A 20,679-nucleotide genomic window follows, 5' to 3' on the forward strand; every position below is an offset into this window, starting at 1 on the left:
TCTTGGTGGGGCTACATGCCGAGGCCGCGATTGCGGCCGAAGCTCCAGTCGACGCCGCCGCCCCCGCGCGAGACCCCGGAGACGTGCTGGCCGAGTTGACGTTCGAGGGACGGCGACCAGGGCACGAGCTGGAAGCCGAGCCCGTCGTCGATCATGGCGAAGCGGCCGGAGGCGAGCGCGAAGCGCTGGCGATAGGTGCCCGCCACATACTCGCCCGTTCCGGCCTTCGAGAATGGCCGGCCGGTCTCGGCCGCGAGCTTCTCCCCGAGCGCTTCGACCTCGCGCTGGCGCAAAGTTTCGATCAGCCCCGGCGAGAAGCTGACGCCGCGGGTCTGACGCTCGGCGAGCCCTTGGTGGATAAGATGCTCGGCGCGTCGGTCCATTGCCTGCCGCACCTCCGCGCCAAAGCCGCCTCCACCGAGAGCCACCGGTTCGCGGGCGATAGCCTGCCGGTCGAGCCAGGTGGCGCCGGTCGCATGGACCTGCTGTTCGATATCGAGATCGGATCGAACAGCGAGTGCGACACGGCGGCGGCCCTGCACGTCGTCGAACTTGCGCAGCTCGACGATCGAACCCGGCGCGCTGTCGGCAGCCGCGTCGAGATCGGGGAGCTTAATATGATGGGTTCGCCCGTCGGTGCCGTCGACGACGGCGTAGGCCGTGCCCTTCAGTTCGTCGTCGAGACCGCGATCGACCAGACGCCCGATGACAGGGTCATCGATGCTTTCGCCCGCGAGCACATAGCTCGCGGCGCCACGCTCGATGCCGCGCTCGGTCAGGCCACGATGGATGCGCTTGATGATGTCGCCGCGTTCACCGAGGGCGCGTAGAGTCTTCTCCGCAGTCTCCGACACAACCCATTGACCGGGACCGACCTGATCGGCGAGACCAAGCGTCTCCAGCTTGCGCAGCCTGCCGACCTTCAACGCGTGGAACTCGTCAGGCTTCTGATCGGGACGTGGCGCGAGGTCGACGATGCCGCTGCGATAGCTGTCGCGGGAGATCTGCCGATCGAGATCGGTCCAGCGTTCCGCCTCGACCTGACGTCCGAGGTTACGACGGATCTCCTGCTCGGTGCGGGGCCCCAGTTCCTGGGTGACGAGGTCCTGCGCGCGGGCGCGCATGCCCTCCTTGATGTAGTCGCGGGAGATTACGAGGTCCTGGCTGTCGTCGGTACGTCCCCGCAGGATGATGTGGACATGGGGATTGTCGGTGTTCCAATGATCGACGCCGACCCAGTCGAGCTTGGTGCCGAGGTCCTTTTCCATCTGCCCCATCAGGTCGCGGGCGTATGTCCTGAGGTCGGACATCTCCGTTGCGTCCTCCGGTGAGACGATGAAGCGGAAATGATGGCGGTCGTCCTGGGTTCGCTCAGCGAAGGCCTTGGGATCGGCGTCTCCGGTCTCGGGACCGAACAGCTGGGCCTTCTCCCCGTCCCGGGTAACACCCTCGCGCCTGAGGTAGCTGAGGTGGGCGCTAAGCGGCGCGGCCTTGGCGGTGTGCCGCACGACGCGCGTCTTGAAAACCACGTTGCGCGACCGGCTGGTCAGGAGCCGGTTGGCCTGCACTGTCGCGCGCTGCCCGCGACCGAACCGCGAGCGATTGCTCTTGGTGATCTGGCCGGATCGCGAGACGCGGCCGCCAGCCCGCTGTGCGGCCGCAAGTGCCTGAGCGATGAAGGGCCGTGCCTGTTGCGCGCGGGTCGAGCGGATGCGGCCAGGCCGGATGCGGAAATCGTCCTCGCCGCTCATCGCCAAAGCTCCGCACATCGCGCAAAGCGAAGGAAACACTTGGAAAAATGGCGAATGCGCAGGCTGCGCCGGCAAGGTGCACCTCGCGCAAATGCGCCATAAGCCCCTGAAAACACACGACCGCACCAAGCCGCACATCGCCGGCTTTTATCTCGCCATCTTTCGGTTGTGCTGACTGCTCCCCCTCCGCAGACTGCCCATCTTCCGCCAAGGCACGCCACGGTACGAACGGGTGCGAACGCGGTCATCGCGGTCCCCCGGAAACGCTGCGCGCAACGAAAAGGCCATCGGTGGGCGCAGCGACGGGGCCCTGATCGCGCACCGGTTCCGCCGCCGTGGCGGTGTCCGGCTTGCCGTCAGACTGTAACGGCACGGCAGACTCTCTGCCGGCCGACTGTACGACGAAGAGCGGCGCTCTCGTCCAGGTCAGTGGATCGGCGGCCGCCACCATGACAGGACCGGTCAGTTCACCGCCCCCGACGATGGGGGCGAGCGTCGCGACATAGGCGCGCGTTTCGGCCGGCAATGGGCGGCCGGCGAGATACTCTTCGTAGCGGCCCGGACCCGCGTTGTAGGCCGCCAAAAACCCCGGCGATCCGTAACGGTCGTGCATCTCGCGCAGATATGCAGCACCCGCCAGAATGTTGTCCCGGGGGTCGTAGGGGTTGCCGCCGAGCCGATGCCGGACGCGCAACTCCTCCCACGTGGCGGGCATGATTTGCATCAGGCTCATTGCGCCGGCCGACGAGATCGCGCGCACATCGCCCGCGCTCTCGACGCGCATGACGGCACGTATCCACGTTTCTGGAACGCCAAACCGCTGAGACGCCTCTGCAATGTACGCGCCATAGGGATCGCTGCGTGATGGATGCTCGACCTGCGCCTGCTGGGCGTAGGCAGTGCTCGCGGCGGATCCGGCGAGGACCAGGCCGGAAAGGAGAAGGAGAGCTGCACGTCGGAGGGCGATCCTCCCTCCGACGACAGGTTTGATGCGTGTGGCGGGCATCGTTCAGTCCCGCTCGCCGCGCTTTGGCGGGCGGTTCCAGTGTAGGGCCCAGGCGGACTTGTCGTCGGCCGACTGGAACAGGTTGGCGCGGATCGGATGTTCGAAGGTCGGATCGTCAAGCTGCAGCGAGACGTATTCGCCGGCCTTCTCGCCGGTGCGCTTCCAGCCTGCGCCGATCTCCGCGCCGGTCTCGTTGCTCATGGTGTCGAGCACATGAACGCGATAGTCCGGCGCGTTCTCGGCATCGGACGGCTCGGCCGCGACGACGATGATGTCCTGGTGCAGGGAAAGTGTCGTCAGATGGCCGATGAAGCCATCATTCTCGCGCATGAATTGACCGATCACGGGCATTGGTCGTCTCCTTCAGGTTGCGGTGGACAGGGTCATGGGCTCGCCGTCACCGCGTCGGCGCGCGCCAGACGAAGCGGCCATCGCCGTCCTCGTCGGTGTAGAGAGGGGTGGCCCGGCCGATCACGGCGGTGGCCGGAAGCGGGCCGAAGTAGCGGCCGTCGAGGCTGTCGCGGACCTGCCAGTTCATCAGGAACAACTCGCCAGCTGCGACCAAGCGGCAGCCCTGCCAAACGGGGAGCGGGCGACCGCGACGATCGCGATCGAGGGCGTCGCCGATCGGCACGCCGTCGACCGTGATGGCGAGCCCGGTCCGGCAAACCCGTTGACCCGGGAGCGCGGCGACGCGCTTCAAGAGCGGCACGCCGCGTGGCAGGTAGTCGCCATCGGACAGGAATGTCGCGAGCGGCTCGGGCGCGTCGACCGCCACCAGATCGGTCACGTCGAGGGCGCGCACATCGCCGATCGTGTAGAAGCCGACCGGCGTGCTGGCTGAAGCGTTCCAGATGAGGCGCGGCGCGAATGAGGCGATCGAGGCGAGGCCTAGAAGCGACACCGCCGCCGTTGTGGCGATGGCGTAGGAGAGCCGCGTCATGCGCCGATCTCCTGGCGCAGGAGAAAGGCGCGATGCTGCCGAAGACCATAAGCGCGTGGCGTTTCGCCGACGGTCATTCGGTTGTGGACGTGGCGCCAATGGTCCGGCGAGACCTCGATCGGCTCGATGCCGCGCGCCTCAATGGCGTCGATGAGCTGGAGCATGCGCTCCACCTTCGGCCAGCCGTCGACGCGCAAGAGGATGTCCGCTCCGGGCGTGACGGTCGGCATCGTCTGGCATGGCGCAGCAGGCTCAACAGCGCGCAGGATGTCGAGGCGCGAGAGCACGGTCCCGTGCTCATTCGCGGCCCATCGGACCAGCGCAAAGATGCTTCCCGGAGGGAAGAAGAGGATGCGTCGGCGCCGGTCGAGGATCTGTTCGCGTAGCTCGTGACCGAACCGTATCCAGTGCTCCGTTCGCTTCTCGACCCAAGTAAGTTCGACCTGGGTGAAAGCTTCTGGCGGCGGCTCGGCGGCAGCGCGGCCGACGCGCATTGGCGCGGCGACATGGCCGGTCATGATCCTTCTCCTGACGGGGGTGGGAATTGGCGCTCGAACAGCGCGCGCAGCATTTCGGCGACGGTCTGCCCGCGCTGGAAGGCGGCGATCTTGATGCGGCCGCGCATATCCGCAGTCACGTCGATCGTCAGTCGCGCCGAGAAGTCCTCGCCGGCTTGTGCGCGCGGGGTGTGGCGCTCGGGCGCCTTGATCCAGCTCTCCGGATCGGCCGGACGCGCCGCGAAGCTGCGTTTTGGGGACCGCGCGCTCATGCGCCGATCCTCGCGACTTCCGCCGCGAGCGCGGCGATCTCGCGCGCGCCAGGGCAATCCTCGTCCTGCTCGGCGGCGAGCCGGCCGGTCTGCACGACATCGGCGAAGACGATGCGCTGGCCGATCGTGGTCGAGAGCAAGGGCGGGTCGTGATCCGCGAGCGTTTCGGCGGTCTCGCGCGCCAACACGGTGCGAGCCGCGCACCGGTTCAGCACGAAGCGGGCGGCGAGTTGCGGGCGGTAGATGCGTGCCTCGCCGAGCAGCGAGAGCATTTCGGCGGAGGCCCAGCCATCGAGCGGCGACGGCTGCACCGGAATCATCACGAGATCGGCCGCGAGCAGCGCCGAGCGCATCAGCCCAGCGACGCGCGGCGGGCCGTCGATGACGACATGGTCAACGTCGCGGGCCAACTCCGGCGCTTCGCGGTGGAGCGTGTCGCGGGCCAGGCCGACGACACCGAACAGCCGCTCCAACCCCTCTCGGTTGCGCTGCTGCGACCAGTCGAGCGCCGAACCCTGGGGGTCGGCGTCGATCAGCGTCACGCGCTGTCCACGGCGAGCCCATTCGCCGGCGAGGTGCAGGGCGAGCGTCGTTTTCCCGACGCCGCCCTTCTGGTTGAGCAGTGCGACGATCATGACGGTCTCCCGGCGATCGGGGACTCGTCCACAGCGGCCGAAAAGCACGGTCGCGTTAGAAAGATTCCGTAGGAATCTAGGTTAGATAAGTTACAGGGCTTGCAAGTCGCTGATTCAGCGCGAGGATTCGTCGAATCCGGTCCCCGATAGCACGAGACTTCGGTCCTCGATGGCACGATAGTGCCGGTCCCCGATAGCACGAGACGATTCACAGCTTATCCCCAGGGCGAGTTTTCGAGCGGCGACGGCGGCGCGGAATGCCAAGCGCGTCGGGATCGGTGGGTGCGAAGGACAGGATGTCGGGACCGCCGACGCACCGCTCGATGGTGAGCTGATACCCAGGGAGCGGCTGCCGGCGGACGATCTCGCGGAGGTCGTAGGCAAAGTGCTTGAGCGGCGAGAGGCTACCCGACTTTGCATGGAGGTGCGGAAAGTCGAAGCTCCAGCCGAACTCCTGCTTGCCGCCGTGCTTGCGCACCAAGCGGTACAGCCAGCGCTCCAGCCCTCCGGTCAGGCCGAAGTAGTTGCGGTCAATGGTGAGCACCAGCGCGTCGTCGAGCACCGAGCTGTAAAACCAGTCGGGAACGATGAGTTCGAGGCCGAGCGGCCTGCCGCGTTGGTCGGCTCGTTCCTTCCACTCGTTGATCCAGGAGAACCGGTGCATCCGCCGCTCTGTCGGCTGGCGGATCGAGGTCGCGACGGTAGTCGACTGCAGTCGGTCGAGTGCGGCCTTGAGCCGATCGTAATCCCGCAGCGATACGCCGCGGCCGATGAAGTTCAGGATTTCATACGGGGTCGTGGCCATCAGCCGCGATGGCTGGAGCCCCACGTCGCGAGCCTCGACGATCTGTGAGGCGGCCCAGATGAGGATGTCGGCGTCCCAGATCGTCGCCATGCCATGCTCGGGCACTGCCTCGACACGGATCTTGACCGAGCCGGCCTTGAAGTCGATCGGCGCAAGCCGCTTCGACTTGGCGAGGGAGAAGAACGGATAGGCCATCAGGTCCTGCGCATCGCGAGGCGCCAGGTCACCGGGCAGCGCCCGGAAGAGGTCGAGTTGCGCTCGCTCGTCGCTGCGTTGATGGCGGGACGACATCACGGAGACCGGATCAGCGAAGGCCGGAAGTGCCGGCGTTGCGGCCTTGGGAGGCCGCAGCTTTCGCAGGAGCGACGATGCCGCCACGCGGATCCGAGGTGGAGGTCACCAAGCCGCGATCGGCCCACGCCTGCAGGTCGGTCAGCGAATAGACCACCCGTCCACCGAGCTTCCGGTAGGTCGGTCCGGTGCCATATGTTCGGTGCTTTTCGAGCGTGCGCTCCGACAGCCCGAGAAAGCGCGCGGCTTCCTCTGTCCTGAGGTAGCGTGGCGGCATGGGGGCGGCCGTTTCGTCCATGATCGAACCTCCGTGGTTTCGCGGCGCCTGCCTCGGACAGGCGGCGGATTGCGGTCACGGTGGCGCGATTGCGGCGGTCGGCACGATGTCGAAGTAAAGGAGATAAGTTCGACACCCCTTGGGGCGTCAGCGGTCTCGGCGTGGCCGGCGCAAGATCGAACGATAGCCGCCCTGGACGAGCTTCGCGCCGTCTCTAGCCAGGCGAATGGTCGTCTCGCGGATTGCGCTGCCTACCCACGAGGCTGCGTCGTGATCATGTTTGGGAAAGACGGCGTCGGCGATTGCACGATACGTCGCTCCGGATGCCCGACCGTCGAGGACGCGCAGCATTTCGCGCGCCCGCTTTTGTCGGGATCGGGTGATACGCGGATCCGGCGGGACGGTTTTTCCAGCGAGAGCCGCCCAAAAACGAGCCAGCGTGCTCAGGCGGTCGGGCGTAAGCTCATCAAGAAGGACCATGGCCGCGAGACTTCCGGCACCGTCGCGCAGAGAAGCGTCGAAAATTTCGCCCCGGATCTGAAGGCGCAGCATCTCGCCATCGATGCCATTTATGGCCTGCGCCCTGATGAAATCGTCAAGTGAGGGAGGCGTGTGAGCCGTCGGGATTTTGCCGAGGACGACGATCGATGGATCGAAGTGGGCGTCCCAATAGACTGGAGAGACGATTGCAGATGCAGAAGGATCTGCCGGGAAATCGCAACCCCCATCGGGATGTAAACTCCCGGGTCAGTTCTTCGGTGTTGTCGCCTGCCTGGAGGAATTCGTCGTATGATCGCCGGTACTCGGTGTTTCTCCGCAAAAACTCCCAGGCGAGATCTCCGGGAGACAGAGCATCGACATAGTCGTAAGCGGCCTCTGACCGCCAAGAATCTTCTTCAGACATCCTCCACAGCCTCCGCAGTTTTAGCGCGCGAATTGAGCTGCGGACACGATTCCAAGTTGTGTGGGGGCTGGGAATAACGAAGGCGGAGCAACGTGATGCGAAACCTGCATCACGTTCAGTTCACGCGGCCGGCCAGCAAACCGCTATAGCCGTTCTTCGTCATCCACTTTGCGCGCGCGAGATGCGAGCGGTGAACGCGCTCGGCACGCTCGGGCTCGGCGTTGACCGAAATCCCGAAAATCGTCTCGACGACGTCCGCCCAGGAAGCGCCTTGCGCTTCGGCATCCAGCAAACGCAGGTAAAGCTTCACATTGGCCGCGTCATAGGCGGTCGGCGTCGCGCTGCTTGGCGGTTCATCAAGAAATAAGTTTGTAGTCACGGCGTTCCCCGGCGCGGATATCCATCCATACTGGAGCATTTTGTTAACGATGTTACGAGCGAGCTTCTAGCGCAACCCGATGAGAGGGGCGTTTGCGAGTTCGCTCCTCGCGTGCCGTTAGCCTTGCCCTTTGCGATCAACCACCATCACTCCCACACCACGGTCGGAGCTCAGGAACACGACGCCACTCTGTTCGAAAGCGCGCCTAACCTCATCCCGCGTGCTCTCGTACACCTCGAGGCCACTGGCCGACTCGAGGCGCTTGAGGGCGGTCAGAGATACGCGAGCCTTGTCAGCGAGCGTCTCCTGTGTCCAACCCAGCAACGCGCGCGCGGCCCGTGATTGTCGGGCGGTGATCATGCATGATCACCTCCCACTCGGACCTACGCGCACGCCAGAACTACGACTATAATAGTCGCCCTATGCCAGTTTGGCCACCGCAAAGCCGATCGGGGAAACGTCAGCTGATTCGGTTGCCAGAAAGCTGAAAGGCCCCGACCTTCCGGCCGGGGCCTTGCGCGGAGGCCTCAGTCGCCGCGCCGCCCGCTCGGGCGGGACCAGATCAGCGAGAAGGTGTCGCCGTCCTCGTCGTCGAAGAGGTTGGCGTAGATCGGGGCGTTGAAGCTCGGATCGTCGAGCTTGAGGCCGAGATAGTCGCGGCCCTCGTTGGAGCGCTTCGACCAGGCGGCGCCGATCTCGGCGCGGCCCACCAGGACGCGGTGGCTGGGAGCGTTCTCGCCGGTGGCGCGGGTATCGGGGACGATGCGCACGCCCTTGGCCTGGACGCTGAGGGTGACGATTTCGCCGGTGAACTCGTTCGAGTCGGTCTTCTTGAAGGTGCCGATGGTCGCCATTGTAATTCTCCGTTTTCCGTTTCCGAGCCCGCACCATTGCGGCCTCGATGGCGATCGGCAGGCCGGAGGCGGTCGACGGCGCACCCCGAAGGGGCCTGACAGCTTAGGAGGGCTTTCTTGTCTCGCGAGGAATGACGGCGCAGCCGGCAGGGGAAGAAAGTTCGACGCGGCTGTTGTGTCATAGGCGATCGAGGCGAAGCCGTACTTCGGCCAGATCAGGCCATTAAAGAGGCCGTTTGGAGCGGTCTAGGCACGGTCAGATAACGGAGAAGATGGCGACCCTCCCGCATCGGCAAGTTGGCGCAGGGCGTGCGTAGCAGCTTCGTTCCCCATCTACAGGCATCGCTCCAGCATCTCCGTCGACTGCCACCGGGAGCGTCTCAGCCTTCGGTGCACGAACGGATGCGCTGCCGGTGTTGCCCAAAGCGCTCCCCCGCGGGCTGCTTTTCGGGGCGATGAACAATCAGCACCCACCGCTTCATCTGCAACCTCGGAGGCTACGAGGATATGCTTTGTCTTGTGCTGTTCCGATCCGCCGGAACGACTTCGACAAAGATTATGCCCGAGTAAGGCCCGGGCTGGATGGGCTGGGAGTCGCCACTAGTCCAGCGACCCGGAGGAAGGCGGTGATCCCGACCGCGACGGCCCCGAAGATCGAAAACGCCATCTGCCACGCTTCCGACGGCATCAGGTGCTTCACGATGCCATGGGTGGCATGAAAACCCGCGATCGCCGCCGGGGCGACGAAGGCGATCGCCACGACGAGTTTCAGCCACATCGGGCGGACGAAGGCGATCAGGAGGTGCCCGATGGCGAGCGTCATCGCCGCCGCGAGCGCGCCCACGACGACAGCGCCGGCAATGCCGGCGCCGCCTTCGTTGGCCCAGGCGCCCGTCGTCACGCCGACGAAGGCGGGCAGAGTGAAAACGGCCAAGGTGAACACCAGCCAGCAGAGCAGGCCGACGGCGAAGAGGGATGCGAGTATGGCAAGGATGATCATGGCAGTGGTTTCCAATCGTTCATGGCTGACGATCGCGCCTCCACCACCACCACAGCGCGCCTGAAGTATAGCGAATGACAAGCCGGGACGGGAGCGGAAATCCTGCCGGACTTCCGCTTGCGGCCGTGAAGCCTTGCCCGCGATCAGCGGGCGAAGGGATCAACCTCATGGACGATCGCGGCGAGTTCGCCGTCATATTCGCCCGCGGGCATGACACCCATGCTGCCGTCGCCCGCCTGGAAGATGACAATCGAGACCATCAGGGTGGTGGCGAGGCTGAAGGCGAAGGCGTGAGCTTGATTGAGGGACATCTGCTGGGCTCCTGCTGGAGCGGGGGACCATCCCCCGCCGACAGGCGCCCGAAGTGTTCGGCCGTGGACTGCAATCACCGCGCAGGCGCAGCCGCAGCGGCGGCATGCTCGCATAGCCGACCCTTCATGGGTTGATGGCGACAAGTCCGCGGCTGGACCAAGGATCAGCGCTGATAGGCGGAGGTGGTCTTCGCGTCGGGAGACCCGTTTTACAGTCTCGACGCTGCTTTCGACTCAGCCTCGCGTCGTGTCCTCAGATGGCTTCATTTGCGCTATGCTCTTGGCGGCAAGTGTAGAGTCGCGAAGGGCTGGACGATGGCGGAGTTCACAGGACGTAATCTGCACCTCGTGAAAAAGGCTTTGACGATCGCTGTGCTGGCGATTGAGCGGCAGCCGGGCCCCTTCCAGTCGTCTTCGGACCAAGCGGATATGAAAGCGCTCCTCGACGCGTTGATCGAAAACGACACCGAGCTTGCCTTCTACGCGCGATCCGCCCGTATCGCAGTGACAGGCGAGCCAGACTGAACGTGGGGTTGCCGATGACGGAGACGCTCGCTTTCCAGAAGCGACACAAGGACGGAAGCTTGTGGGTCGTCGGCCAGACGATGGAGGGACAACCTACCGGATACTGGGAGTGGTTTCGCCGCGACGGTTCGAAGCTGCGGTCCGGCTACTTTGAAGACGGTCAGCAAGTCGGTGATTGGACCACGTATGATCGCTCCGGGTGCGTCTACAAAGTCACGAAGATGAAGCGCTAGGCAGCGGCCCATGCGTGGCGGCGCTCACGCGCCGCCGTGCTTCCAAACCGGAATGCCGAGCTTCTTGGCCTTGTCGGCGAGGTTGTCATTTATGCCCGTGCCCGGGAAGTGCAGCACGCCCTTCGGCACGATATCGAGCATCTGGTCATTCCGCTTGAACGGTGCCGATCGTCCGTGCTTGGTCCAATCGGGTGCAAAGCCGATTTGCGGAACGTTGCGGTTCGATGCCCAGAGCGAGGCGATCCTCTCGGCACCCTTTGGCGACTTTCCATGGACCAGAACCATGCCGGCGTGCTTGGCGTGAACCTGATCGAGCTTTGCCCAGATAAGCTGGTGATCATTGAAGTCGAGGCCGCCGGTGACGATGATCTTGGGACCGGGCGGAAGTAGTACTTCCTGATCGGCGCGCTTCTTCGCCATGAGAAAGTCGCGGCTGTCGATCATCGCCGAAGTCAGATTGCGATGGTTGACCTTCGATCCGCTGCGCGGGAGCCAAGGCTTGCCGACGTGGCGTTCGTAGTGTTCGGCGGCCTGGTCGCGCATCAGCTCGAAGGCGTTCTGGCGCTCTATCAGCGTGATCCCCTCTGCGATCAGGCGCTCCAGTTCGACCGATTTCACCTCGCTGCCGTCCTGTTCGCGCTGCGCCCGCTTCTGGGACTGCTCATTGTCATCCAGTTCGCGGCCGATCCGGTCGGTGGCGCGGTGGAAGACGTTCACGGTCGACCAGAGGAGATCGTCGAGGTCAGGTTCGAGACGCGTGTCTGCCAGGGTGCCGATCAGAGCGTCGAAGATGTCGGCGACGGCGCCCGCGGCCTGATTGCCGTCCGGCAGAAGCCGCTGGTCGGGCTCGTCGGTGAAGGGGCGGTACCCGTGGAGTTGCAGTTCGTTGAGGACATGGTCGGTGGGTGACGATTCGTGATGCGGTTCGTAGTCGTCGTGCTCGCGCATGGGATGCTCCGTCGGTTGGACCGCGACCGTCGCGGCCTTCATGGCGACGAAGCCCGCAGGCCGGACGACCGGGCACCCGGAGCGAAAGCGTAGGGCTCGATGGCTAAGGCCGGCTATTTTGCCTCGCGATGGAAAGCGGCCTCTCGGCCGCGCCGGAAAATAGTCGGCCGCCGCCATTGCCCGGTTGGCCGGCCTGTGGGCCGATCGCCCTCTCGAAGGCCGAGGCGCGGGCCCCCTCCGATGGAATGATGCATCCGCCGAGCACGGCGGCGAACCTCACGCCCGTTCTCCTGCCGGCTATGCCGCCAACGCCATGAAGCGCGCGACGTCCTGCGGCGCGACCTGCAACCGGGCTTCCACGCTCAATGCGTCCAGGCCGAGGTTGCGCAGATCCTCGTTGAAGTCGCCCAGCTGCGGCGAGATGACAATCGCCTCGATCCCGGCCGCGTCGGCCCGTTCGATGAGGGTGTCGCGCGCAGCGTCACCGGCCGGATCGTTGTCGCGGACGATGTAGAGCCGCCGCAGTGTGTCGGGGAACAGGATTGCAGCGAGATGGGCCGCGGAGAGCGCCGCCAGCATAGGCATGTCGGGAAGGACCTGACGAAGCGACAGGACGGTCTCGATGCCTTCGCCCGCCGCTATCACATCGCTGCCTATGCCGAAGCGGACCGCGTTGCCGAGAAGATCGCCCATGGCTCGCCTCGGCGTGTCGATTGGCGCCTTATCGCGGCGGCGCGGATCGAGCCAGGTGCGATGCGCCCCGGTGATCTTGCCGTCGAGGTCGGTGACGGCCGCGATCATCGCCGGCCAGGTCTCGGTCGGCGAATGCTCTTCGGGGCGATAATAGCAGCGCGGGTGGAAATGCAGGCTTCCGGTTCCGCGCAAATCCGTAATGCCGCGTTCCCGTAAATACGTTTGTACGAGCGTGCCGTGGATCGGCTGCGACATGCGGACCAGTCGGCGGGCCGCTTCGGGGGAGCCATGCGGCGCTGGGTTCGGCCGTTCGTGCTGACGGGCCTCCGGCGCCGGCGGCGGCATCGAGAGAAAGGTCCGCGCCTCGTCGGCGACATCCTTGAAGTCGATGAGGCCGCAGCTTTCTCGGATGACGTCGAGGAGATCGCCATGCTCGCCGGTGGCCGCGTCGGTCCATTTGCCGGCGGGACCTTTCGGCGTGTCCTTGAGCCGGACATACATCGAGCGGCCGGGTGTGTTGCGCGCATCGCCCACGAGCCAGTAGTTGCCCTCGCGGCGACCGCTGGAAAGATAATGCCGGCACACCGCCTCGGCCTGCCGGCCGAGACTGTGCGCGAGATCGGAAGCGTCTTGACGTGCCATCACGCGGCCTCCCGCTCGGAGATGCGCGCCACGGGATATGTATCGAGCACCTTGGCGAGGACGCCCGGTCCGGCGGCGTCGGCCGGCACGAAAAAGCGGAGCTTCCACGAGATGATCTCGCTGAACAGGCCGTAGGTGCGCAGCCGGTCCCGCATCGCCTCGGTGAAGCCGGTCAGCTCCAGGCGCTGGGCATTCATGACGCGGGCGCGCCGAAGCTGAAGGCCGTCAGCGAGATCGAGGATCGTCGTGCCGTCCATCAGAGCGGTGAAGGCCTGCTCAGGGGTCAGCGATGTTGCGCCCGTGGTGACGGCGTTTGCCGCCCAGGCGGGCGAGACGCGGCGGCCGATGATGCGCTCGCCGCCATCGGTCTGGAGCCGGTAGACCCGCGTCGACTCGTTTGGCAGCCGCTTCCAGATCGGCAACAACAGGCCGGCGACAATGTGGATCGTGCTGTCGGAAAACTCCGGCACGTCATTCAACTCAGCCCACCACGCGGCGGCGAAGGCGGCGCGATCGGCTTCCTCCCACTGGCTCTCACCCATCATGCGCAGCGGCGCATAGTGCTGCTCCATCGGCCGGACCAGGCAGACGCGGCGCTCGATCTCGCCATCGTCGAGCATCATCGATGGTGCGGAAATCTGCACGGCGGCGCGGCCGGAGCGACCATTGACCAGGAGCCGTGCGCGCGGATCGGAGAGATGATCGAGCGCGTCGGCGAGGCTCGTCGGTCGATTGCGCTCCCGGCGGGTGATGGTGAGAAGCCGAGTTTCCGCGCCGGTGCCCGGGTGCGTATGGATCACCTCGCTGCCGGTGACGATGAAGCTCTCGGCCTGCAGCGTTTCGAGTCCGACGTCATAGACTCCACTGCGAACCGCCCCGTCGACTTTCGCCGTCAGGAGCTGCTCAAACGCCGTAAAAAGCACGCCCTGCAGGTCGATGGTCAGCGCGAGCAGACGGTTGAGGAAGGTCGTGATCGGCGGCAGCTCGTCCTTGATGCCGTTGTCATCCGTGAGCTTGAGACCGGTGGCGGACTCAAAGCGGTCGAGCGAGCAGTTCTCGACCTTGCCACGCACGAGCAGCAGATAGAGCTGGCGCAGCGCACCGCGCGCATAGGGGCTTTCGAGATTGTCCTCTGGCCGGAAGAGACCCTGTCCGCCGGTCTGGCGCTGCCCACGCGTGATCGCGCCGAGTGTATCGAGCCTACGCGCGATCGTGGAGAGGAAGCGCTTCTCAGCCTTCACGTCAGTGGCGATCGGGCGGAAGAGCGGCGGTTGAGCTTGATTGGTCCTGTTGGTCCGACCGAGACCCTGGATCGCCGCATCGGCCTTCCAGCCCGGCTCCAGCAGATAGTGGATACGCAGGCGCTGGTTCTTCGCGCCAAGATCGGCGTGATAGCTGCGCCCCGTACCGCCCGCATCCGAGAAGACCAGGATGCGCTTCTGGTCGTCCATGAAGGCGGCGGCCTCGGCGAGATTGGCCGAGCCCGCCCGATTCTCGACGGCAAGGCGATCGCCCTTGCGCACAACGCGCCGTGAACGGCCGGTGACCTCGGCGACGACATCGGAGCCAAAGCGCTGGACGATCTGGTCGAGGGCGCCGGGAACGGGTTCTAGCGACGCGAGCCGTTCGATCAGCTCGTCACGGCGGGCGACGGCCTCCCTGCTCTCGACGGGCTGACCGTCCCGGAAGACTGGCCGCGACGACAGATTGCCCTCGCTGTCGGAGAACGGCTCGTAGAGCTGCACCGGGAAGGAATGGGCGAGATAGTCGAGGACATATTCCCGCGGCGTGATGTCGACACGCACGTCGTTCCATTCCTCGGTCGGAATCTCGGCCAGTCGGCGCTCCATCAGTGCCTCGCCGGTCGAGACGATCTGAATGACGGCGCTGTGCCCGTCGGCCAGGTCCTGCTCGATCGAGCGGATCAGCGTCGGGGTCTTCATGCTGGTCAGCAGATGACCGAAGAACCGCTGCTTGGCGCTTTCGAATGCAGAACGCGCGGCCGACTTCGCCTGACGGTTCAGGGTGCCGCTATCGCCGGTGATGTTGGCGGCCTGCATCGCGGCGTCGAGATGGTTATGGATGATGGCGAAGGCGCCGGCATACGCATCGTAGATGCGGGCTTGCTCGGGCGTAAGCTGGTGCTCGACCAGTTCGTATTCAACGCCGTCATAGGAGAGCGACCGGGCCGTGTAGAGGCCGAGCGCGCGCAGGTCGCGGGCAAGCACCTCCATGGCCGCGACACCGCCATTGTCGACGGCCTCCACGAACTCGGCGCGGTTGGCGAAGGGAAAATCGTCACCGCCCCACAGCCCGAGCCGCTGGGCGTAAGCGAGATTGTGGACTGTGGTCGCGCCGGTGGCAGAAACGTAGACGACACGCGCGTCCGGCAGCGCGTGCTGCAGCCGCAGCCCGGCACGGCCCTGCTGTGAGGGCGCGACATCGCCCCGTTCTCCCTTGCCGCCGCCGGCGTTCTGCATTGCGTGCGACTCGTCGAAAATGATGACTCCATCGAAGTCGGAGCCCAACCATTCGACGATCTGTTTGACGCGCGAAAGCTTCTCGCCACGGTCGTCGGACCGTAGCGTGGAATAGGTGGTGAAAAGGACGCCTTCGCTGAGACGGATCCGCGTGCCCTGAGGGAAACGGGATAGCGGCGTGACCAACAAGCGCTCCATACCGAGCGCCGACCAGTCGCGTTGAGCGTCTTCGAGCAGCTTGTCGGACTTCGAGATCCATACTGCCTTGCGGCGACCCTGCAGCCAGTTGTCGAGGATGATGCCGGCGGACTGACGGCCCTTGCCGGCGCCGGTGCCGTCGCCGAGCATGAAGCCCCGGCGGAAGCGGACGGCGCTTGGAGCGTCGTCCGGCGCGGCGGTGACGAGATCGCCGGTCTCGTCCACAATCCAGGCGCCTGCGAGGTGTTCGCTGTGAGCTTCGCCGGCATAGATCACTGTCTCGAGCTGGGCGTCGGACAGAACGCCCCCGGTGACGATCGCGGCTGGAAGCGTCGGGCGATAGCTCGGCTTCGGCGGCGCGACCGACGCCATGGCGGCCGACTGTACCAATTTGGTGGGATGGGGCTGCGCCTCCGGGATGCGGACCGACTGGAGCGCATAGGCCTCATAGATCGAGTCCGACAGTCGGCCATCTTCAAGAGGCATCCGCTCCACGGTCTGATAGTCAAGCGGCAGGCCTTCGATCTCAGCCGTGGGCCGGCCGTCCGTGGATGCTGCGGCCTTGGCGAGATAGCCGCGAACGGTGCGCGGCGCCGTATCCGGGGAGATCTTTGGCAGCGCGACCGGAATGCGCGGGGGCAAGTCGCGTTCGATCCAAGCGAGAAGCGTCGCCACGTCGGGCGCGATGCCGAGAGATGCCGGGAAGCGTGCATCATCCTCGGCCGGCGCCTTGTCGATGACGGTCAGGCGGGTTTCGATGGTCGTGCCTTGCTTGGCATAGACAGAGCCCGCGATCGCCGCAGTGAACACGACGCGGCCGCGCTCCTGCAGCCGGGCGAAGTGGTCGCGCCAGGCCGGCAGCTCGGGCGAGAAATTCGCGCCGGTGATCGCGACCAACCGGCCGCCTGGCGCAAGCCGCGCCAGAGCGGAAGCGATATGGCGATAGGCGGCGTCGGCGACGCGTCCGGAGACATTCGCCATAACCGAGAACGGCGGGTTCATGATGATGACGCTGGGAATGGCGGTGCGGTCGAGATGATCGTCGATCTGCGCGGCGTCGAAACGCGTGATCGCATTGGCCGGAAAGAGAGAGGCAAGAAGATCGGCGCGGGTCTCGGCCAGTTCATTGAGGATGAGATCGGACCCGGCAATCTCGGCAAGGATCGCGAGCAGGCCCGTGCCGGCTGAGGGCTCCAGCACCCGGTCGGCGGGCGTGAGCGCTGCGGCGGTCAAGGCCGCGAGACCGAGCGGCGTCGGCGTCGAGAACTGCTGACGCGCCTGGGCCTCCTCAGACCGGCGCGTGTGCGTCGGCAGCAGCCCGGCGATCTTGCCGAGCGCGGAGAGCCGTGCGGCCGGAGACGCGGCTTTGCGGAAAAGCGGCTTTCCGTATTTGCGCATGAAGAGGACGGTTGCCGCTTCGCAGGCGTCATAGGCCGTTTTCCAGTCCCAGGCGCCGCTAGCGTCGGACGCGCCGAAGGCCTGTTCCATGGCCGAGCGCAGTATCGCGGCATCGATCGCGCGGCCCTGTTCGAGATGAGGAAGGAGATGGCCGGCGGCGGCGAGAATGGCGGCCGCCGGCGGCGCGTTCGGTGCGAGCGGAAGCAAGACCGCCGGAGCGGCACCAGAGACGGGAGCGTGGAGCATGGAGGATACCTCGAAAGAGCGGGAGACGGGCGAGCCGGGCCGGCGCTTTCTCTCGACCGGACGGGCTCAACCCCGTCCCGGCCGACCTCTCACTCTGACGCGGGCAGCGGCCATCGCTCCGGCTTGCGGCAAGCTCGCCTTCGACAGTTGCGTCATGCCGGCGGGCGATGCGCCGCTCCCGGCTAAGGATCGCACTATCGTCGCGGATCTATTCGAGCGCCCGCCTCAGGTCGGGGCATCGGGCGGGCGGTAGAGCTCAAATGGGTTGCCATCGGCGAGATGGCCGAATGGTGTAAGAACATAGTCGCTGGCGTCACGTCCAACGGCGCAGATGACGTAGCGAACCTCGCCCGTCGCAATCTCGGTGCATTCCATCAACGCCAGGTCGCCGCTGGTCGCGGCGTGCAGCAGCGTCTCGAAATTGGCGCGGGCATGGTCGGGAATGCTCATCGCGCGCCTCCCTCGGAAAGCCGGTCGGCGAGCCAGCGCCCGGTGCTGATCCATTCAAGCGTACGGCCGGTCGAGAGATCGAGCAGGTGGGCGCCGCCGGCGAAGCCGTCGATGACGGGAGCCGAGGCAACATTCGCCCACTGGAATCCCCAACGTCCAGTCAGGCCGAAGGCCTCGGCGCAGCGCGTCACGAAGGTGATCGCGAGTTGCTGGTCGGCGCTGCCAGGATCGCGCAGCCACAGGCGAGCCGATCCGTATTCGGGCGAAAGGGAGAGCAGGAACGGCTCGGCCGGCGGATCCTCTCGGGCGTTCTCGGCCATCAGCGTTGCGTAGATCTCGAAAGCGCGCGCCGCGTTGGCGGCAGTGCCAACGTCGAGCAGGCAGGAAAAGCGGGTCAGAAAATCGGTCATGGCAGGCTCCAGAAACGAAAAGAGCCCGGCGCTAGGCCGGGCTCGGAAAGGATCGAAAGATTGTCCGGCTAGTAGCCGAACCGCCAGGACGGCCAGTCTTGACCGTCGTCGGCGGCCTGCACCGCCTCGCTGAGATAGGCGGGATCGCCCTCGACGATGGCGGGATCGCGGACTGGCGTCTCGTCGATGACCGTGACGCAGGCGACGAGCCCGTCCTCGACCTCGACCTGCACGGGAACGAGATATTGGAAGACGACGCGCCGGGGCGGCGGGCTGGATTGCGACATGACGTAGCTCCTCGATTGGGGGAATCGGCGGAGCGGCCGAAGCCGCCCCGCCTGCACGATCATTCGGCCGCGACGAGGTGGCGTTCATCGTCTTCGCCGGCGGCCTCCTCGTCATCGCCCGCGAGGAAGTCAGGCAGCGCTGCGCTGTCATCCTCGCCGCTGGTCTGGGTTTCCGCCGTCGACGCCTCGACCTCGGTGACCACGCGAAGCGGTTCCGGCAGCCAGCCGGTGTCCGCCAGCAGGCGCTCGGCCTCCTTCGCCATGTCGCCCTTCTTCAGATGGTCGATGAGTTGCGCGGCCTGCTCGCCGGCGCCCTCGCGGACCGCCTGCAGGATGCGGGGCTTTGTCACCCGGTTCAGGTAGTTGCCGAAGGTCGGCCGCCAGCCGACCTCGACCAGATCGAGGCCTGTCGCCATCGTCAGGCGGTCGGCCTGCGAAAGCCTCATGTCGAGGGTATGCTGGGATACACCGCTGCCACTGTGCGGGTTCGGCCGCTCATAGAGCGCATTCACGCCGTAGCTGACGCAATGCGCGAGAAGAGCCATGCGGCTGGGCTCATCCAGGTCGGCGAGCCAGTCCCATAGGGCAGCATCGTCCTTCGGGATATCACCCGCCCAGGCGGCGTGGCGGTCCTGCACCGCACGGGCGGACGGGCTGTCCTTCAGCGCATCGTCCTGGGCCGGGAAGAAGACGTGCTTCACCCCGGCTTCCATGGCGCCCGTATACATGCGGGTCATGAAGGTGTCCGAGACGAGCTTGTGGAGGAGCGCCGTCATGGCGACGTGCGGGTTCTCCGCGACGGCGTTGCGCAGCGCGAGCGTGCGATAGGCCGTCAGCTCGATCACCAGACGCTCCGGCAGCGGCTTGATGACGCCGTCATCCTCGTCGTCCTCGGGCTCGGCAGGCTGGCCGCCGATGGTAATGACCGCCCTCTGCACCGACGGCTCGGCCGGATCGCCGTCGGCGTCCACGCCGGTCTCGACCTCGGGATCGATCGGCGCGTCATCCTCCGCCCGCACGTAGCCACGGTCGATGGCGACGCTGCCGTCATGGGCGATGCTGATGAAGACGCCCGCGCGAGGGATATCGTCCGCCTCGTAGCGCACCGGCCGGGTCTCGAAGGCGGCTAGTGCCGTCTCGATCTCGCCGAGGCGCTGGTCTACCTCGTCCGGCAGTTCGTCGGCGCCTTCATACTCGGCTTCGAGCTTCTGATACTCGGCATTGAGCGCCTCGATGGTCGCCTGCTCCTCGGCCGAAAGGTCGAGCGGCTCGCCCTGCAATTCCCGCAGGCCGCGCGTCGTGTCGTAGGGAAAGCTGACAGCGACCTCGATCCACTTCCAGCCTTCGCCGGCGATCGTCTCGGCAGTAGCCCTGAGCTTTTCGGCGACCAGGCGGTCGAGCAGCCTCGCGTCCTGCAGCCAGCCGCCATCATCGGACTGGAAGAGATCGCGCATGACGACGCCGCCCGCCGCCTCATAGGTCTCGATGCCCACGAAAACCGCGCGCTTGTCCGAGGCGCGGACGGTTGTCTCGGTCAGCATGCGCCGGATCTGATAAGGCTCCTTCGACCAGGCGTCCTTGATCGCGTCCCAGACCTGCTCCTGACGGGCGTGATCGCTCGACACTGTGAAGGCCATGAGTTGCTCCAGCGTCATGCCGTCTTCGGCATAAATCTCGAGCAGCGCGGGCGACGCCGAAGCGAGCCGCAGCCGCTGCTTGACGACCTGGGCCTGCACGAAGAAGGCTGCGGCGATCTCCCCCTCGGTCATGCCCTTGTCGCGCATGTCCTGGAAGGCGCGATACTGGTCGAGGGGATGGAGCGGCGCGCGCTCGATGTTCTCGGCGAGCGAGACTTCTTCCGCGAGGATCGCGCTGTCGCGCTCGCGCACTACGCACGGCACAGGCGACACCTTGGCGAGGCGCTTCTGCTTCACCAGCAGTTCCAGCGCCCGGAACCGGCGTCCGCCGGCCGGCACCTCGAACATGCCGGTCTCGTTGCCTTCGGCATCGACGACGGGGAAGACGCTGATACTCTGGATCAGGCCGCGCCGGGCGATCGAGGCCGCTAGGTCTTCGATCGAGACACCGGCCTTGATGCGTCGGACGTTCGACTGGCTCAGGACCAGCTTGTTGAAGGGGATGTCGCGCGAGGGCGACAGGACGATCTTTTGAGCGGCAACAGCCATCGGGATATACTCCGCGACGGGCGGCCGAGAGCCTCTCTCTCGACCTCCAACCCGTCAC

Annotated in this window: 24 protein-coding genes; 2 read left to right on the forward strand and 22 right to left on the reverse strand. The window is 65.8% G+C overall.

Annotated elements, in window-relative coordinates; translation table 11 throughout:
* Positions 1 to 11: 11 nt before the first annotated feature.
* The 15 genes from ALII_RS0114710 to ALII_RS22885 form a co-directional block, all read right to left on the reverse strand.
* The gene (locus ALII_RS0114710) at positions 12 to 1,751 is read right to left on the reverse strand and encodes a VirD2 family relaxase/mobilization nuclease (protein ID WP_024350830.1); all 1,740 of its coding nucleotides are present in this window, start codon (positions 1,749 to 1,751) and stop codon (positions 12 to 14) included.
* 244 nt (positions 1,752 to 1,995) lie between these two features.
* On the reverse strand, positions 1,996 to 2,757 hold the full coding sequence (locus tag ALII_RS0114715; RefSeq protein WP_024350831.1) for a lytic transglycosylase domain-containing protein: 762 nt from the start codon (positions 2,755 to 2,757) through the stop codon (positions 1,996 to 1,998).
* 3 nt (positions 2,758 to 2,760) lie between these two features.
* Entirely contained in the window at positions 2,761 to 3,108 is a 348-nt protein-coding gene (locus tag ALII_RS0114720) for a DUF736 domain-containing protein (RefSeq protein WP_024350832.1), read from the reverse strand.
* A 46-nt stretch (positions 3,109 to 3,154) separates the two neighbouring features.
* Positions 3,155 to 3,700: a S26 family signal peptidase gene (locus ALII_RS0114725; RefSeq protein WP_024350833.1), complete on the reverse strand. Its 546-nt coding sequence runs from the start codon at positions 3,698 to 3,700 to the stop codon at positions 3,155 to 3,157.
* Positions 3,697 to 4,218 carry a DUF2840 domain-containing protein gene (locus ALII_RS0114730; protein ID WP_024350834.1) on the reverse strand — a complete coding sequence of 174 codons (522 nt, stop codon included), beginning with the start codon at positions 4,216 to 4,218 and terminating at the stop codon, positions 3,697 to 3,699. The genes ALII_RS0114725 and ALII_RS0114730 overlap by 4 nt, the downstream gene beginning before the upstream one ends.
* A complete protein-coding gene (locus ALII_RS0114735) occupies positions 4,215 to 4,469 on the reverse strand; it encodes a hypothetical protein (RefSeq protein ID WP_024350835.1) in 255 nt (84 codons plus the stop codon). Before ALII_RS0114735 ends, ALII_RS0114730 begins: the two co-directional genes overlap by 4 nt.
* Positions 4,466 to 5,104 (reverse strand): ParA family partition ATPase, encoded by a 639-nt coding sequence (gene parA, locus ALII_RS0114740; RefSeq protein WP_024350836.1) that lies wholly within the window; start codon positions 5,102 to 5,104, stop codon positions 4,466 to 4,468. Before parA ends, ALII_RS0114735 begins: the two co-directional genes overlap by 4 nt.
* 208 nt (positions 5,105 to 5,312) lie before the next feature.
* Entirely contained in the window at positions 5,313 to 6,200 is an 888-nt protein-coding gene (locus ALII_RS0114745; RefSeq protein ID WP_024350837.1) for a replication initiator protein A, read from the reverse strand.
* A gap of 13 nt (positions 6,201 to 6,213) precedes the next feature.
* Entirely contained in the window at positions 6,214 to 6,498 is a 285-nt protein-coding gene (locus ALII_RS0114750; protein WP_024350838.1) for a helix-turn-helix domain-containing protein, read from the reverse strand.
* A 126-nt stretch (positions 6,499 to 6,624) separates the two neighbouring features.
* The gene (locus ALII_RS22050; RefSeq protein WP_081651913.1) at positions 6,625 to 7,029 is read right to left on the reverse strand and encodes a DUF2285 domain-containing protein; all 405 of its coding nucleotides are present in this window, start codon (positions 7,027 to 7,029) and stop codon (positions 6,625 to 6,627) included.
* A gap of 467 nt (positions 7,030 to 7,496) precedes the next feature.
* Complete coding sequence (locus tag ALII_RS21315; protein WP_070154326.1) at positions 7,497 to 7,799, reverse strand: DUF2285 domain-containing protein; 303 nt, start codon at positions 7,797 to 7,799, stop codon at positions 7,497 to 7,499.
* Between the two features lie 78 nt (positions 7,800 to 7,877).
* Positions 7,878 to 8,120, reverse strand: a complete 243-nt coding sequence (locus ALII_RS0114770; RefSeq protein ID WP_024350841.1) for a helix-turn-helix transcriptional regulator — start codon at positions 8,118 to 8,120, stop codon at positions 7,878 to 7,880.
* Between the two features lie 167 nt (positions 8,121 to 8,287).
* Positions 8,288 to 8,614, reverse strand: a complete 327-nt coding sequence (locus tag ALII_RS0114775; protein ID WP_024350842.1) for a DUF736 domain-containing protein — start codon at positions 8,612 to 8,614, stop codon at positions 8,288 to 8,290.
* 556 nt (positions 8,615 to 9,170) lie between these two features.
* Positions 9,171 to 9,614, reverse strand: a complete 444-nt coding sequence (locus ALII_RS0114780; protein ID WP_024350843.1) for a hypothetical protein — start codon at positions 9,612 to 9,614, stop codon at positions 9,171 to 9,173.
* Between the two features lie 143 nt (positions 9,615 to 9,757).
* Complete coding sequence (locus ALII_RS22885; protein ID WP_167522629.1) at positions 9,758 to 9,925, reverse strand: hypothetical protein; 168 nt, start codon at positions 9,923 to 9,925, stop codon at positions 9,758 to 9,760.
* Between the two features lie 315 nt (positions 9,926 to 10,240).
* Here ALII_RS22885 and ALII_RS0114790 point away from each other — a divergent pair, with 315 nt between their 5' ends.
* Together ALII_RS0114790 and ALII_RS0114795 are read left to right on the forward strand one after the other, a co-directional pair.
* The gene (locus ALII_RS0114790; protein ID WP_024350844.1) at positions 10,241 to 10,450 is read left to right on the forward strand and encodes a hypothetical protein; all 210 of its coding nucleotides are present in this window, start codon (positions 10,241 to 10,243) and stop codon (positions 10,448 to 10,450) included.
* Positions 10,451 to 10,464: 14 nt separating this feature from the next.
* Positions 10,465 to 10,683, forward strand: coding sequence for a hypothetical protein (locus ALII_RS0114795; protein WP_024350845.1), 219 nt, complete (start codon positions 10,465 to 10,467; stop codon positions 10,681 to 10,683).
* A gap of 24 nt (positions 10,684 to 10,707) precedes the next feature.
* Here ALII_RS0114795 and ALII_RS0114800 read toward each other — a convergent pair whose 3' ends face one another.
* The 7 genes from ALII_RS0114800 to ALII_RS0114830 form a co-directional block, all read right to left on the reverse strand.
* Positions 10,708 to 11,631, reverse strand: coding sequence for a DUF2493 domain-containing protein (locus ALII_RS0114800; RefSeq protein ID WP_024350846.1), 924 nt, complete (start codon positions 11,629 to 11,631; stop codon positions 10,708 to 10,710).
* Positions 11,632 to 11,928: 297 nt separating this feature from the next.
* A complete protein-coding gene (locus ALII_RS0114805) occupies positions 11,929 to 12,966 on the reverse strand; it encodes a toprim domain-containing protein (RefSeq protein ID WP_024350847.1) in 1,038 nt (345 codons plus the stop codon).
* Positions 12,966 to 17,288, reverse strand: a complete 4,323-nt coding sequence (locus ALII_RS0114810; protein ID WP_024350848.1) for a strawberry notch family protein — start codon at positions 17,286 to 17,288, stop codon at positions 12,966 to 12,968. Before ALII_RS0114810 ends, ALII_RS0114805 begins: the two co-directional genes overlap by 1 nt.
* A gap of 225 nt (positions 17,289 to 17,513) precedes the next feature.
* Positions 17,514 to 17,738, reverse strand: coding sequence for a DUF6117 family protein (locus ALII_RS0114815; RefSeq protein WP_024350849.1), 225 nt, complete (start codon positions 17,736 to 17,738; stop codon positions 17,514 to 17,516).
* On the reverse strand, positions 17,735 to 18,148 hold the full coding sequence (locus ALII_RS0114820) for a hypothetical protein (RefSeq protein WP_024350850.1): 414 nt from the start codon (positions 18,146 to 18,148) through the stop codon (positions 17,735 to 17,737). Before ALII_RS0114820 ends, ALII_RS0114815 begins: the two co-directional genes overlap by 4 nt.
* A 68-nt stretch (positions 18,149 to 18,216) precedes the next feature.
* A complete protein-coding gene (locus ALII_RS0114825) occupies positions 18,217 to 18,435 on the reverse strand; it encodes a hypothetical protein (protein WP_024350851.1) in 219 nt (72 codons plus the stop codon).
* A gap of 59 nt (positions 18,436 to 18,494) precedes the next feature.
* On the reverse strand, positions 18,495 to 20,621 hold the full coding sequence (locus ALII_RS0114830; RefSeq protein WP_024350852.1) for a ParB/RepB/Spo0J family partition protein: 2,127 nt from the start codon (positions 20,619 to 20,621) through the stop codon (positions 18,495 to 18,497).
* Positions 20,622 to 20,679: the final 58 nt, after the last annotated feature.

Source organism: Aliihoeflea sp. 2WW (assembly GCF_000497755.1).
In the GTDB taxonomy this organism is placed as follows: Bacteria; Pseudomonadota; Alphaproteobacteria; order Rhizobiales; family Rhizobiaceae; genus Aliihoeflea.

What these genes read in the sequence shown, in the direction of transcription:
- ALII_RS0114790 (WP_024350844.1), top strand. Translation starts at nt 10,241, where the DNA reads ATGGCGGAGTTCACAGGACGTAATCTGCACCTCGTGAAAAAGGCTTTG.
- ALII_RS0114750 (WP_024350838.1), bottom strand. Translation starts at nt 6,498, where the DNA reads ATGGACGAAACGGCCGCCCCCATGCCGCCACGCTACCTCAGGACAGAG.
- ALII_RS0114715 (WP_024350831.1), bottom strand. Translation starts at nt 2,757, where the DNA reads ATGCCCGCCACACGCATCAAACCTGTCGTCGGAGGGAGGATCGCCCTC.
- ALII_RS0114795 (WP_024350845.1), top strand. Translation starts at nt 10,465, where the DNA reads ATGACGGAGACGCTCGCTTTCCAGAAGCGACACAAGGACGGAAGCTTG.
- ALII_RS0114710 (WP_024350830.1), bottom strand. Translation starts at nt 1,751, where the DNA reads ATGAGCGGCGAGGACGATTTCCGCATCCGGCCTGGCCGCATCCGCTCG.
- ALII_RS0114720 (WP_024350832.1), bottom strand. Translation starts at nt 3,108, where the DNA reads ATGCCCGTGATCGGTCAATTCATGCGCGAGAATGATGGCTTCATCGGC.
- ALII_RS0114800 (WP_024350846.1), bottom strand. Translation starts at nt 11,631, where the DNA reads ATGCGCGAGCACGACGACTACGAACCGCATCACGAATCGTCACCCACC.
- ALII_RS0114805 (WP_024350847.1), bottom strand. Translation starts at nt 12,966, where the DNA reads ATGGCACGTCAAGACGCTTCCGATCTCGCGCACAGTCTCGGCCGGCAG.
- parA (WP_024350836.1), bottom strand. Translation starts at nt 5,104, where the DNA reads ATGATCGTCGCACTGCTCAACCAGAAGGGCGGCGTCGGGAAAACGACG.
- ALII_RS0114730 (WP_024350834.1), bottom strand. Translation starts at nt 4,218, where the DNA reads ATGACCGGCCATGTCGCCGCGCCAATGCGCGTCGGCCGCGCTGCCGCC.
- ALII_RS0114735 (WP_024350835.1), bottom strand. Translation starts at nt 4,469, where the DNA reads ATGAGCGCGCGGTCCCCAAAACGCAGCTTCGCGGCGCGTCCGGCCGAT.
- ALII_RS22050 (WP_081651913.1), bottom strand. Translation starts at nt 7,029, where the DNA reads ATGCTGCGCCTTCAGATCCGGGGCGAAATTTTCGACGCTTCTCTGCGC.
- ALII_RS0114825 (WP_024350851.1), bottom strand. Translation starts at nt 18,435, where the DNA reads ATGTCGCAATCCAGCCCGCCGCCCCGGCGCGTCGTCTTCCAATATCTC.
- ALII_RS0114820 (WP_024350850.1), bottom strand. Translation starts at nt 18,148, where the DNA reads ATGACCGATTTTCTGACCCGCTTTTCCTGCCTGCTCGACGTTGGCACT.
- ALII_RS0114815 (WP_024350849.1), bottom strand. Translation starts at nt 17,738, where the DNA reads ATGAGCATTCCCGACCATGCCCGCGCCAATTTCGAGACGCTGCTGCAC.
- ALII_RS21315 (WP_070154326.1), bottom strand. Translation starts at nt 7,799, where the DNA reads ATGCTCCAGTATGGATGGATATCCGCGCCGGGGAACGCCGTGACTACA.
- ALII_RS0114775 (WP_024350842.1), bottom strand. Translation starts at nt 8,614, where the DNA reads ATGGCGACCATCGGCACCTTCAAGAAGACCGACTCGAACGAGTTCACC.
- ALII_RS0114725 (WP_024350833.1), bottom strand. Translation starts at nt 3,700, where the DNA reads ATGACGCGGCTCTCCTACGCCATCGCCACAACGGCGGCGGTGTCGCTT.
- ALII_RS0114745 (WP_024350837.1), bottom strand. Translation starts at nt 6,200, where the DNA reads ATGTCGTCCCGCCATCAACGCAGCGACGAGCGAGCGCAACTCGACCTC.
- ALII_RS0114770 (WP_024350841.1), bottom strand. Translation starts at nt 8,120, where the DNA reads ATGATCACCGCCCGACAATCACGGGCCGCGCGCGCGTTGCTGGGTTGG.
- ALII_RS0114830 (WP_024350852.1), bottom strand. Translation starts at nt 20,621, where the DNA reads ATGGCTGTTGCCGCTCAAAAGATCGTCCTGTCGCCCTCGCGCGACATC.
- ALII_RS22885 (WP_167522629.1), bottom strand. Translation starts at nt 9,925, where the DNA reads ATGTCCCTCAATCAAGCTCACGCCTTCGCCTTCAGCCTCGCCACCACC.
- ALII_RS0114810 (WP_024350848.1), bottom strand. Translation starts at nt 17,288, where the DNA reads ATGCTCCACGCTCCCGTCTCTGGTGCCGCTCCGGCGGTCTTGCTTCCG.
- ALII_RS0114780 (WP_024350843.1), bottom strand. Translation starts at nt 9,614, where the DNA reads ATGATCATCCTTGCCATACTCGCATCCCTCTTCGCCGTCGGCCTGCTC.